The organism is Pseudomonas sp. A214, from assembly GCF_900156295.1.
Classification (GTDB): Bacteria; Pseudomonadota; Gammaproteobacteria; order Pseudomonadales; family Pseudomonadaceae; genus Aquipseudomonas; species Aquipseudomonas rhizophila.
The window spans coordinates 5,591,182-5,603,060 of sequence record NZ_LT707062.1; the positions used below are offsets into that span (position 1 = coordinate 5,591,182).

The following is an 11,879-nucleotide window of genomic DNA, read 5'->3' on the forward strand; positions in this document are numbered from 1 at the left end:
GAGACCCTTATACGGCCATCAGGTCTTTTTCTTTCTGCGCCAAATCCGCATCGATCTTAGCCACGTACTTCTTGGTCAGATCATCAATCTCGCCAGCGGCGCGACGCTCTTCGTCTTCACTGATTTCCTTTTCCTTGACCAGATCCTTGAGCTGGCTGTTGGCATCACGACGGATGTTGCGCACGGCAACGCGAGCGTCTTCAGCCACATCACGGGCCTGCTTGGTGAAGCCCTTACGGGTTTCCTCGGTCAGGGCAGGCATGGAAATCAGCAGCAACTCACCCAGGTTGGTCGGGTTCAGGTTCAGGCCGGCACTGCCGATGGCCTTGTCGACCGCGCCCAGCATGTTGCGCTCAAAGGCAACGACTTGCAGGGTCCGGGCATCCTTGACGGTGATGTTGGCCACTTGCTTGATCGGCGTATCAGCGCCGTAGTACGGCACCATCACGCCTTCGAGAATGCTTGGGTGCGCCTGGCCGGTACGAATGCGACCGAAGTTGTGTGCCAGCGATTCCACGGATTTCTGCATGCGCTCTTGAGCGTCTTTCTTGATTTCGTTGATCATTGTTGTACTTCCTCGATCAGTGTTCCTTCGGCGCCGCCATGCACGATATTCAGCAGGGCGCCGGGCTTGTTCATGTTAAAGACGCGCAGCGGCATCTTGTGGTCGCGGCACAGACAGATAGCCGTCAGGTCCATGACACCCAGCTTGCGATCCAGTACTTCATCGTAGGTCAGATGATCGAACTTCTCGGCATGCGGATCTTTGAACGGGTCAGCGGTATAGACGCCATCGACCTTGGTTGCCTTGAGCACGACATCGGCATCGATCTCGATCGCTCGCAAGCAGGCGGCCGAATCCGTGGTGAAGAACGGATTGCCGGTGCCGGCGGCAAAAATCACCACTTCCTTGGCATTGAGGTGGCGCATGGCTTTGCGGCGGTCGTAGTGATCGGTCACGCCGACCATGGAAATGGCCGACATTACGATGGCCGAGATATTGGCACGCTCCAGCGCATCGCGCATAGCCAGGGCGTTCATCACAGTGGCCAGCATGCCCATGTGGTCGCCCGTAACCCGATCCATGCCGGCCGCGCTCAGCGCTGCGCCGCGGAACAGGTTGCCGCCGCCGATGACCAGGCCGACCTGAACGCCAATTCCGACCAACTGGCCGACTTCCAGCGCCATGCGATCCAGCACTTTCGGATCGATCCCGAACTCTTCCGAGCCCATCAGGGCCTCGCCGCTAAGCTTGAGTAGAATGCGTTTATAGCGAGCCTGATAACCACTGCCCTGCTGAGCCATTGCGAATCTCTCCTGCGGCGTATTTTCGAAAATTCTTTCAGGCTGTTTGCAGCCTGCGTTCACTCTAGCTTGACGCTGACACAGCGCCATCGAAACACGGCTTTGTAAGCCAGTTCCGACAGGAAACCAATAAAAATCGGCATCCCATCCAAAAAGAGGCTGCGCGCGTAAGCGGGCAGCCTCTTCAGGGCGACAGTTAAAAAAACCGTCTTATTGCTTGGAAGCAGCCGCTACCTGAGCAGCAACTTCGTCAGCGAAGTTGTCGACTGGCTTCTCGATGCCTTCACCTACCGCAAAGCGAGTGAAGGAAACGATTTCAGCGCCGCCTTTCTTGGCCAGGGCACCCACGGTGATTTCCGGGTCCTTGACGAAAGCTTGCTCAACCAGGCTGGCTTCAGCCAGGAACTTGCTGATGCGGCCGCCGATCATTTTTTCAACGATTTCAGCTGGCTTGCCTTTCATCTTGTCTTCGTTGAGGCTCATGAACACGGCTTTTTCGCGTTCGATGGCTTCAGCGGAAACTTGCGATGGCAGCAGGAACTCAGGGTTGCTGGCCGCTACGTGCATGGCGATGTCCTTGGCCAGTTCGACAGAACCGCCCTTGAGGACAACTGCAACACCGATCTTGTTACCGTGCAGGTAAGTACCGACCACGTCACCTTCAACGCGAGCCAGACGACGGATGTTGACGTTCTCGCCGGTCTTGCCGACCAGAACCAGACGATCAGCTTCACGAGCTTCGATCAGCGGAGCGACATCAGTCAGTTTGTCAGCAAAGGCTTTTTCGACGCTGGCAGCGACGAATGCCTTGAAGTCATCCTGCAGAGCCAGGAAGTCGGTCTGGGAGTTGACTTCCAGCAGAACGGCGACCTTGCCGTCGTCCTTGATGGCGATGGCGCCTTCAGCGGCGACGTTGCCGGCTTTCTTGGCAGCCTTGATGGCGCCCGAAGCACGCATGTCATCAATGGCTTTCTCGATGTCGCCGCCAGCCTTGGTCAAGGCCTTCTTGCAGTCCATCATGCCTTCGCCGGTACGCTCGCGCAGTTCTTTGACCAACGCTGCAGTAATCTCTGCCATTTCAAAATCCTCTTGGATAGGTTTTCAACCATTCCACCCGATTGAACGGGCGTGCAATTCTTCCCGAACCACCTTTGTTAGCCGCTGCACGTTACAGATGCTGTAGCTGCGCTGCTGACAAATGGTTTTCGAGGTGGCAAAAAGGGGGCCAAGCCCCCTTTTTGCTTACTGAGTCAACGCCAGGGCGTCAATTACTCAGCGGCTGCTGCCGGAGCTTCTTCAGCGAAGACTTCGGTGCCGCCATTAACATTGTTGCGACCACGGATAACAGCGTCAGCCATCGAACCCATGTACAGCTGGATGGCGCGAATGGCGTCATCGTTGCCTGGGATGATGTAGTCAACGCCTTCCGGGCTGCTGTTGGTATCGACAACGCCGATGACCGGGATACCCAGCTTGTTGGCTTCGGTGATCGCGATGCGCTCGTGGTCAACGTCGATCACGAACAGTGCGTCAGGCAGACCGCCCATGTCCTTGATACCGCCCAGGGAGCGGTCCAGCTTCTCAAGATCACGAGTGCGCATCAGCGCTTCTTTCTTGGTCAGCTTGGCGAAAGTACCGTCTTCGGACTGCACTTCAAGGTCACGCAGACGCTTGATGGAAGCGCGAATGGTCTTGAAGTTGGTCAGCATGCCGCCCAACCAGCGGTGATCGACGTACGGCGAACCGCAACGTGCTGCTTCTTCAGCAACGATCTTGCCAGCGGAACGCTTGGTGCCGACGAACAGAATCTTGTTTTTGCCCTGGGCCAGGCGCTCTACGAAGGTCAGTGCTTCGTTGAACATCGGCAGGGTTTTTTCAAGGTTGATGATGTGGATCTTGTTACGCGCGCCGAAAATGTACTTACCCATTTTCGGGTTCCAGTAACGGGTCTGGTGACCGAAGTGCACACCGGCCTTCAGCATATCGCGCATGTTGACTTGGGACATGATAGTTCCTTGATAAGTCGGGTTTGGCCTCCACGTATCCCAATGACCAACCAGCGGCCTATATAAGCCGAAGGCACCCAGGTCATCGTGTCGACACGTGTGTGGATTTAAGCTTGCGGGGTCATCCCCGGAAAGCGGCGCATTTTATACCACAGCAAGGGCGAAAACGGAACACGGATTCTGAAAACCCCTGTGGAAGGGGTTTTATCCCCTCGCCACAGAGTTCCATCCAGGCGATAGGGTTCATTGCGCTGATCGTCTGTTAGAATCGCCTCTTTCAGGGCCGCGCTGCTCATCATCCGCCGCCTATTTCGTTTTGAACAGCGCCGCCGGGCGCAGAGAGAGCCTGTATGACCGTCACCCTCAAGACCCCCGAGGACATCGCAAAAATGCGTGTCGCCGGCAAACTCGCCGCCGACGTGCTGGAAATGATTGCCGAACACGTCAAGCCGGGCGTTACCACCGAAGAACTGGACCGGATCTGCCACGACTACATCGTCAACGAGCAGAAAGCCATCCCTGCCCCGCTCAACTATAAAGGCTTCCCCAAGTCGATCTGCACCTCGATCAACCACGTGGTCTGCCACGGCATCCCCAACGAAAAGCCGTTGAAGGATGGCGACACCCTGAACATCGACGTTACCGTCATCAAGGATGGCTACCACGGTGACACCAGCCGCATGTTCCATGTCGGCAACGTGCCGGAATGGGCCCAGCGCCTGTCGAAAGTCACCCAGGAATGCATGTACATGGCCATCGAACTGGTGAAACCGGGCTGCCGCCTGGGAGACATCGGTGAAGTGATCCAGAAACACGCGCAGAAGAACGGCTTTTCGGTGGTGCGCGAATTCTGCGGCCACGGTATCGGCAAAGTGTTCCATGAAGAACCGCAGATCCTGCACTACGGCCGTGCCGGCACCGGCATGGAGCTGCAAGCGGGCATGACCTTCACCATCGAGCCAATGATCAACCAGGGTCGCGCCGACACCAAGGTACTGGGCGACGGCTGGACCGCCATCACCAAGGACCGCAAGCTGTCGGCCCAGTGGGAACATACCTTGCTGGTTACCGAGACTGGGTACGAGATCTTCACCCTGCGCAGCGATGACACCATCGCTCGCGTTTCCGCCTGATCCACAACCCAGCTATAGATAGAAAGAAAGGAAAGCCATTCGATGCCGCAGGTGGATCCCGAACTCTTCGACCGCGGCCAGTTCCAGGCTGAACTGGCCCTGAAGGCAAGCCCCATATCGGCCTTCAAGAAGGCGATCCGCCAGGCTCATGAAGTGCTCGACCAGCGCTTTCGCAGTGGCCGGGATATTCGCCGGCTGATCGAAGACCGTGCCTGGTTCGTCGATAACATCCTGCAAAAGGCCTGGGAGCAGTTCAACTGGAGCGAAGATGCCGACATTGCCCTGGTGGCGGTGGGCGGCTATGGGCGCGGTGAGCTGCACCCTTACTCCGACATCGATCTGCTGATCCTGCTGGACAGCGCCGACCATGAAGTTTTCCGCGACTCCATCGAGCGTTTCCTGACGCTGCTGTGGGACATCGGCCTGGAAGTCGGTCAGAGCGTGCGTTCGGTGCAGGAATGCGCCGAAGAGGCCCGCGCCGACCTGACGGTGATCACCAACCTGATGGAAAGCCGCACCATCGCCGGTCCCGAGCGCCTTCGCCAGCGTATGCTCGAGGTCACCAGCACCGCGCACATGTGGCCCAGCAAGGACTTTTTCCTGGCCAAGCACGCCGAACAAAAGGCCCGCCATCACAAGTACAACGACACCGAATACAACCTGGAACCCAACGTCAAAGGCTCCCCTGGCGGATTGCGGGACATCCAGACCATCCTGTGGGTTGCCCGTCGCCAGTACGGCACTCTGAACCTGCGCGCCCTGGCTGGCGAAGGCTTCCTGGTGGAAAGCGAAAATGCCCTGCTGGCCTCGTCCCAGGAATTCCTGTGGAAAGTGCGATACGCCTTGCACATGCTTGCCGGGCGCTCCGAAGACCGCTTGCTGTTCGATCACCAGCGCTCCATCGCGGGCTTGCTGGGTTTCGAGGGCCAGGATGCCAAGCAGTCCATCGAAAACTTCATGCAGCAGTACTACCGGGTGGTGATGAGCATCGCCCAGCTCAGCGAACTGATCATCCAGCACTTCGAAGAGGTCATCCTCGCCCCCGAAGACGAAGAACCGCCGCAGCCGATCAACTCACGCTTCCAGCTCCACGATGGTTACATCGAAGCGCGCAACGCCAATGTATTCCGCCGTACGCCGTTCGCCATGCTGGAGATTTTCGTGCTCATGGCCCAGCAGCCGGAAATCAAGGGGGTGCGCGCCGACACCATTCGCCTGCTGCGGGAAAACCGTCACCTGATCGATGACGACTTCCGCCACGATATCCGCAACACCAGCCTGTTCATCGAGCTGTTCAAGTGCAGGATCGGGGTGCATCGCAACCTGCGGCGGATGAACCGCTACGGCATTCTGGGGCGCTACCTGCCGGAGTTCGGTTTCATCGTCGGTCAAATGCAGCACGACCTGTTCCACATCTATACGGTCGATGCCCACACGCTGAACCTGATCAAGCACCTGCGGAAGTTGCAATACACCCAGGTATCGGAAAAATTCCCGCTGGCCAGCAAGCTCATGGGCAAGCTGCCCAAGCCCGAACTGATCTACATGGCGGGGCTTTACCACGACATCGGCAAGGGTCGCCAGGGCGACCACTCCGAGATCGGCGCGGTGGATGCCGAGGCGTTCTGCCAGCGCCATCAACTGCCGGTATGGGACAGCCGGCTGATCGTCTGGCTGGTGCAGAATCACCTGGTGATGTCGACCACCGCCCAGCGCAAGGACCTGTCCGACCCGCAGGTGATCCACGACTTCGCCCAGATCGTCGGTGATGAAACACGTCTGGATTACCTCTACGTGCTGACCGTGGCCGATATCAATGCCACCAACCCGAGCCTGTGGAATTCCTGGCGCGCCAGCCTGTTGCGCCAGCTCTACACCGAGACCAAGCGTGCCCTGCGCCGCGGCCTGGAAAACCCGGTGGACCGCGAAGAGCAGATCCGTCGCACCCAGACTGCCGCCCTGGACATCCTGGTGCGCGGCGGCACCGATCCGGACGACGTCGAACAGCTCTGGTCGCAGTTGGGCGATGACTATTTCCTGCGCCACACTGCCGGCGACGTCGCCTGGCACAGCGACGCGATTCTGCAGCAACCGGCCGATGGCGGGCCGTTGGTGCTGATCAAGGAAACCACCCAGCGCGAGTTCGAGGGCGGCACGCAGATTTTCATCTACGCCCCGGACCAGCACGACTTCTTCGCCGTGACTGTGGCGGCGATGGACCAGCTCAACCTCAACATTCACGACGCCCGGGTCATTACCTCCAGCAGCCAGTTCACCCTCGACACCTACATTGTGCTCGACACCGATGGCGATTCGATTGGCGACAACCCGACGCGGGTCAAACAGATCCGCGACGGTCTCACCGAGGCCCTGCGCAACCCGGCGGATTACCCGACCATCATCCAGCGCCGGGTCCCGCGCCAGCTCAAGCACTTCGCCTTCGCTCCCCAGGTAACGATCCACAACGACGCCCAGCGTCAGGTCACGGTGCTGGAGCTCAGCGCCCCGGACCGCCCTGGCCTGCTGGCGCGGGTCGGGCATATATTCCTGGAGTTCGACCTGTCGTTGCAGAACGCCAAGATCGCCACCTTGGGCGAACGGGTGGAAGACGTGTTCTTCATCACTGACGCGCATAACCAGCCGCTGTCCGATCCGCAGCTGTGCAGCCGCTTGCAGGACGCGATTGTCCGGCAGTTGAGCGTCAACCAGGAACCTGATGCTCACCTGACACGGATCAGCATCTGAACGAACAAATTTCCCCCTGTGGGAGCGAGCCTGCTCGCGATGACGGCAGAACATCCAGCACAGATGTTTCCTGACATACCGCTATCGCGAGCAGGCTCGCTCCCACATTGAAAGAGGCCCCCGATGAACAACGCTCTGAACCAGTTGCAGCCCTACCCGTTCGAAAAGCTCCGCGCCCTGCTGGGCAGCGTCACGCCCAACCCGGACAAACGCCCCATCGCGCTGTCCATCGGCGAGCCCAAGCACCGCTCGCCAAGCTTTGTGGCTGAAGCCCTGGCCAGCAATCTGGAAAAAATGGCCGTGTACCCGACCACCCTCGGCATCCCGGAATTGCGTGAAGCCATCACCGGCTGGTGCGAGCGCCGCTTCAACGTGCCGAACGGCTGGCTGGACCCGGCGCGCCACGTGCTGCCGGTCAATGGCACCCGTGAAGCGCTGTTTGCCTTCACCCAGACCGTGGTCAACCGTGGCGACGACGCGCTGGTGGTCAGCCCGAATCCGTTTTATCAGATCTATGAAGGTGCCGCGTTCCTGGCCGGAGCCAAGCCACACTACCTGCCGTGCCTGGACGAAAACGGCTTCAATCCGGATTTCGATGCGGTCTCGCCGGACATCTGGAAACGCTGCCAGATTCTGTTCCTGTGCTCACCGGGCAACCCGACCGGTGCGCTGATCCCGGTGGATGTGCTGAAGAGGCTCATTGCCCTGGCCGACGAGCACGACTTCGTGATTGCCGCGGACGAGTGCTACAGCGAGCTGTACTTCGACGAACAGACCCCGCCACCAGGGCTGCTCAGCGCCTGCGTCGAGCTCGGTCGCCAGGATTTCAAGCGCTGCGTGGTGTTCCACAGCCTGTCCAAACGCTCCAACCTGCCAGGCCTGCGCTCCGGTTTCGTGGCCGGCGATGCGGACATCCTCAAGGGCTTCTTGCTGTATCGCACCTACCACGGCTGCGCGATGCCGGTTCAGACCCAACTGGCGAGCATCGCCGCATGGAACGACGAAGTGCACGTACGGGCCAACCGCGCGCTGTACCGGGAAAAGTTCGACGCGGTACTGGAAATCCTCAGCCCGGTACTGGACGTGCAACGCCCCGACGGTAGCTTCTACCTGTGGCCGAACGTAGCGGGCGATGATGCGGCGTTCTGCCGTGACCTGTTCGAACAGGAACACGTGACCGTGGTACCGGGCTCGTACCTGTCCCGCGAAGTGGATGGCGTCAACCCAGGCGCCGGACGCGTGCGCATGGCCCTGGTCGCGCCATTGGCTGAATGTGTGGAAGCGGCGGAGCGGATTCGCGCGTTCATTCAGCGTCGGGGTTGATGGCTATATCCCGCCGAAGCGGACGCTGTTGTGGCGAGGGAGCTTGCTCCCGCTGGGCTGCGTAGCGGCCCCAAAGCAGTCAACTCAATCTGCCTGACATACCGATTTGTGCGGTTTCAGGGCCGCTTCGCGCCCCAGCGGGAGCAAGCTCCCTCGCCACAGGTTCAGTGCTTTACTGGGATTTTTGTGTTTGCCTTTCGATTTATCGCGAGCAAGCTTTGCTCCCACAGTGGTTTGGTGTTGTTCACAAAGTTTGTGATCGATACCGGATCCTGTGGGAGCAAAGCTTGCTCGCGATGAGGACGGCACTATTACAATCAAGCCCGAAGCTCTACCCGATCCAGGCACTTGTTCGCCAACAACATCCCCAACTCAATCATCTGGGCCACTCCCAATGCTACATGTCGTCGCGAGCCGTCCTGATCGAAGGCAAGGTCATTGAGCATTGCATTGGCCGAAGCCAGGGTTTCGCTGAGATTGGCCAGCAACACTTCGGTGTCGATACCGTCAGCCACAGTGAATAGCTGTACTGAGGGCTTGGGTTCTGACTCGCTGTCGTCAGGTTTGAGATAGTGATCCAGCACACGATCAGCGGCTTCTTGCAGTTTTTCGGGTGCGTAATCGCCGTAGGGGAAAGTGGATGCGGGCTTTGGTGCGTTTTGAGTCTCTTTGTTGTCCATCAAAATTGCTCCCTAGAGCTGAAGTATGTAAAGCCCCGCGCTTGGATAGCGCAGAAGCCCGTGCTCCTAGAGGTTTTGTTCGGATTCTCACGTCCGGTCGCTGAATTGGCAGCGACACCCAGAGGCTAGAGCCCTCGCTTCCGACGGACAACCTTAAAAACTTGTCGGAAACTTCGGTGCGTCTGACAGACCGCCATCCCTGTGGCGAGGGAGCTTGCTCCCGCTGGGCTGCGCAGCAGCCCCAAAGCAGTGAACTCAATTTACCTGATACACCGGATTGTCTGGTACCAGGGCCGCTTCGCGCCCCAGCGGGAGCAAGCTCCCTCGCCACAATTAGCTTTGCGCCATGGCTGCTATTTACCCAACCCCAAATTCGCCTCTGCCAGATCCAACTCCCCCAGCACCTCTCGCAGCACATCATCCCCAATCTGGTGATGACGGCTGAGGCGATACAACTCCAGCCGCTGCGCCCGATAGGCCTTCAAGCGCAGCCGGCGTTCCAGCAGGTCCATCTCAAACGCCAGCGCCTGGGCTTCGGCGGAGTCGTTGAACACCTCCAACTGATGGCGATATTCAGACATCAACCGCGCCTTGACCTCGGTCGCCAGCGCCGCTTGGGTCGCGTCGGGCGCGCTGGCAGCCTCGCTCGTTTCGTCCACTTCCAATGCATGGATCGCCGCTTCAGCAGTTTTGCGCCAGGCATCGCGCACTTCGTGGCGGCGCTTGTCATCGGGGCTTTTCTCGATACCTCGCAGCAGCAATGGCAGGGCGATGCAGGCGGCGATCAATGACAGCAGAATCACCCCGGCGGCAATGAAGATCAGCAAGTCTCGCTCGGGAAACGGCTCACCCGCCGCCAACAGCATCGGCACCGACAGCACGCCCGCCAGTGTCACCGCTCCGCGCACCCCGCCGAAGGTCAGCAACCAGCAGGAGCGCGCAGTCGGCACGAGCGTCAGCTCGCCCTTGCCACGCCAGCGGCGCAATAGCCCGGACAGGCGCCAGGTGCTTTGCACCCAGACAAACCGCAGCACCAGCAACACCAGGAAAATCGCCACCACGTCCAGGCAGCGGTAGAACAGCGTCGGCCACAATGTGGTTTCGTGGCTGGTCACCGCCTTGGCGATGTCCGGCAATTGCAGGCCCAGCAGCAGGAAGATCAAGCCGTTGAAGGCGAACTCCAGCAGTGACCAGACGCTGCGGTTGAGCAACCGCGTGCCGGTCTGGCGCGGCAGCAGGTCGAGCCAGCTCTGCATCATGCCCGCCGCCACCGCCGAGAGAATCCCCGAAGCGCCCAAGCGCTCAGCCAGCACATAGGCCGCGAACGGCAACAGCAACATGAATACTACGTGGGTGGCCGGGTCGTCCCAGCCGCGCCCGATCATCCAGGCCCGCATACGGCCCACCAGCCAACTCAAGCCCACGCCGACCAGCAGTCCGCCGATCGCCACCAGCACGAAGGTCAGGCTCGCGTTGGCCAGGGAAAACACCCCAGTGATGGCCGCCGCCAGGGCGAACTTGAAGGTGACTAGGCCCGAGGCGTCGTTCATCAGCGCTTCGCCCTGGAGCATGTGCATCAGGGGGGCGGGCAAGCGGTCGCGAGCAATCGCCGACACCGCCACCGCGTCGGTCGGCGACAGGACCGCCGCCAGGGCAAACGCCACCGGTAGCGGGATGCTCGGCAGCAGCCAGTGAATGAAATAACCGGCGCCCACCACCGTAAACAGCACCAGCCCCACCGCCAGCGTCAGGATCGGCCCGCGCAGGCGCCAGAATTCGCGCTTGGGCATACGCCAGCCGTCGGAGAACAGCAGCGGTGGCAGGAATAAAAACAGGAACAACTCCGGATTGAGCGTTACATGCAAACCCAGGGATGGCCAGGCCAGCAACGCCCCTGCGCCGATCTGCACCAAGGGCAACGGCAGCGGGATCAACCGTCCGATCAGCCGTGAAACACCCACCAGCGTCAACAGGATCAGCACGGTATAAGCGCTTTGCATAACGAGTTTCCATTTACAGCGACACACATCCGGCAACAGCTTGCCGTTGAAGTGCCATATTAACCGCCTAGCATTAACTTGGCCGTTACACCTATGTCGCAGTCAGCCCTGTGGAATGAGCCTGTGGGAGCAAAGCTTGCTCGCGATGAACGATGGCGCAGTCTTGCAGTTGAACCGTGTCGCCTGTATCGCGAGCAAGCTTTGCTCCCACAGACTCGCCCACAGGTTTGGGTGCATGCCGATCTGGCGTCGCGAAACCGTCCGGTCATGGCATAATCCTTGACCTTTTATTTCCAGCACCTGCAAAGGGGGCAATTCCTTGACCGATTCAAGTAAAACGTTGCACCTTTTCGGTATCAAAGCCTGTGACACGATGAAAAAGGCGCGCACCTGGCTCGATGAACACGCTGTGCACTACGACTTTCACGATTACAAGACCGCCGGCATCGACCGTGAGCACCTGACCCAATGGTGCAACGAGCATGGCTGGCAAGTGGTGTTGAACCGTGCCGGTACGACCTTTCGCAAACTCGACGACGAACGCAAAGCCGATCTCGACCAGACGAAAGCCATCGAACTGATGCTCGGCCAACCCTCGATGATCAAGCGCCCGGTGCTTGATCTCGGTGACCGAACCCTGATTGGCTTCAAGCCAGATATATATGCGGCAGAAATCAAGTAAGCCTG

Annotated in this window: 10 protein-coding genes; 4 read left to right on the forward strand and 6 right to left on the reverse strand. The window is 59.5% G+C overall.

Translation table 11 applies throughout. The features are described 5' to 3' along the window. Positions 1-7: 7 nt before the first annotated feature. The 4 genes from frr to rpsB form a co-directional block, all read right to left on the reverse strand. A complete protein-coding gene (frr, locus tag BW979_RS25025) occupies positions 8-565 on the reverse strand; it encodes a ribosome recycling factor (protein WP_047227562.1) in 558 nt (185 codons plus the stop codon). Next, positions 562-1,305, reverse strand: a complete 744-nt coding sequence (gene pyrH, locus BW979_RS25030) for a UMP kinase (protein ID WP_024779012.1) — start codon at positions 1,303-1,305, stop codon at positions 562-564. Before pyrH ends, frr begins: the two co-directional genes overlap by 4 nt. Positions 1,306-1,515: 210 nt before the next feature. Next, positions 1,516-2,382 (reverse strand): translation elongation factor Ts, encoded by an 867-nt coding sequence (tsf, locus tag BW979_RS25035; protein ID WP_047227561.1) that lies wholly within the window; start codon positions 2,380-2,382, stop codon positions 1,516-1,518. Between the two features lie 191 nt (positions 2,383-2,573). Then, entirely contained in the window at positions 2,574-3,311 is a 738-nt protein-coding gene (rpsB, locus tag BW979_RS25040) for a 30S ribosomal protein S2 (protein ID WP_003198231.1), read from the reverse strand. Positions 3,312-3,661: 350 nt separating this feature from the next. Here rpsB and map point away from each other — a divergent pair, with 350 nt between their 5' ends. The 3 genes from map to dapC all read left to right on the forward strand — a co-directional run bounded on the left by map (position 3,662) and on the right by dapC (position 8,512). Further along, a complete protein-coding gene (gene map, locus BW979_RS25045) occupies positions 3,662-4,444 on the forward strand; it encodes a type I methionyl aminopeptidase (RefSeq protein WP_047227560.1) in 783 nt (260 codons plus the stop codon). A gap of 42 nt (positions 4,445-4,486) precedes the next feature. Then, complete coding sequence (locus BW979_RS25050; RefSeq protein WP_076386187.1) at positions 4,487-7,189, forward strand: [protein-PII] uridylyltransferase; 2,703 nt, start codon at positions 4,487-4,489, stop codon at positions 7,187-7,189. Positions 7,190-7,312: 123 nt separating this feature from the next. Continuing rightward, positions 7,313-8,512, forward strand: coding sequence for a succinyldiaminopimelate transaminase (dapC, locus tag BW979_RS25055; RefSeq protein ID WP_047227558.1), 1,200 nt, complete (start codon positions 7,313-7,315; stop codon positions 8,510-8,512). A 317-nt stretch (positions 8,513-8,829) separates the two neighbouring features. Here the strand turns inward: dapC and BW979_RS25060 are convergent, their stop codons facing one another. Together BW979_RS25060 and BW979_RS25065 are read right to left on the reverse strand one after the other, a co-directional pair. Further along, complete coding sequence (locus BW979_RS25060) at positions 8,830-9,192, reverse strand: DUF6124 family protein (protein WP_047227557.1); 363 nt, start codon at positions 9,190-9,192, stop codon at positions 8,830-8,832. A gap of 353 nt (positions 9,193-9,545) precedes the next feature. Next, positions 9,546-11,192 carry a Na+/H+ antiporter gene (locus tag BW979_RS25065; RefSeq protein ID WP_076386189.1) on the reverse strand — a complete coding sequence of 549 codons (1,647 nt, stop codon included), beginning with the start codon at positions 11,190-11,192 and terminating at the stop codon, positions 9,546-9,548. Positions 11,193-11,511: 319 nt separating this feature from the next. On the opposite strand from BW979_RS25065, the gene BW979_RS25070 reads away from it, so the two are divergent. Beyond that, the gene (locus BW979_RS25070; RefSeq protein WP_076386191.1) at positions 11,512-11,874 is read left to right on the forward strand and encodes an ArsC family reductase; all 363 of its coding nucleotides are present in this window, start codon (positions 11,512-11,514) and stop codon (positions 11,872-11,874) included. Positions 11,875-11,879 lie beyond the last annotated feature (5 nt).

Bases quoted from the DNA above. Each gene is read 5' to 3' on its own strand.
- frr (WP_047227562.1), bottom strand. From the start codon at position 565: ATGATCAACGAAATCAAGAAAGACGCTCAAGAGCGCATGCAGAAATCC.
- pyrH (WP_024779012.1), bottom strand. From the start codon at position 1,305: ATGGCTCAGCAGGGCAGTGGTTATCAGGCTCGCTATAAACGCATTCTA.
- tsf (WP_047227561.1), bottom strand. From the start codon at position 2,382: ATGGCAGAGATTACTGCAGCGTTGGTCAAAGAACTGCGCGAGCGTACC.
- rpsB (WP_003198231.1), bottom strand. From the start codon at position 3,311: ATGTCCCAAGTCAACATGCGCGATATGCTGAAGGCCGGTGTGCACTTC.
- map (WP_047227560.1), top strand. From the start codon at position 3,662: ATGACCGTCACCCTCAAGACCCCCGAGGACATCGCAAAAATGCGTGTC.
- BW979_RS25050 (WP_076386187.1), top strand. From the start codon at position 4,487: ATGCCGCAGGTGGATCCCGAACTCTTCGACCGCGGCCAGTTCCAGGCT.
- dapC (WP_047227558.1), top strand. From the start codon at position 7,313: ATGAACAACGCTCTGAACCAGTTGCAGCCCTACCCGTTCGAAAAGCTC.
- BW979_RS25060 (WP_047227557.1), bottom strand. From the start codon at position 9,192: ATGGACAACAAAGAGACTCAAAACGCACCAAAGCCCGCATCCACTTTC.
- BW979_RS25065 (WP_076386189.1), bottom strand. From the start codon at position 11,192: ATGCAAAGCGCTTATACCGTGCTGATCCTGTTGACGCTGGTGGGTGTT.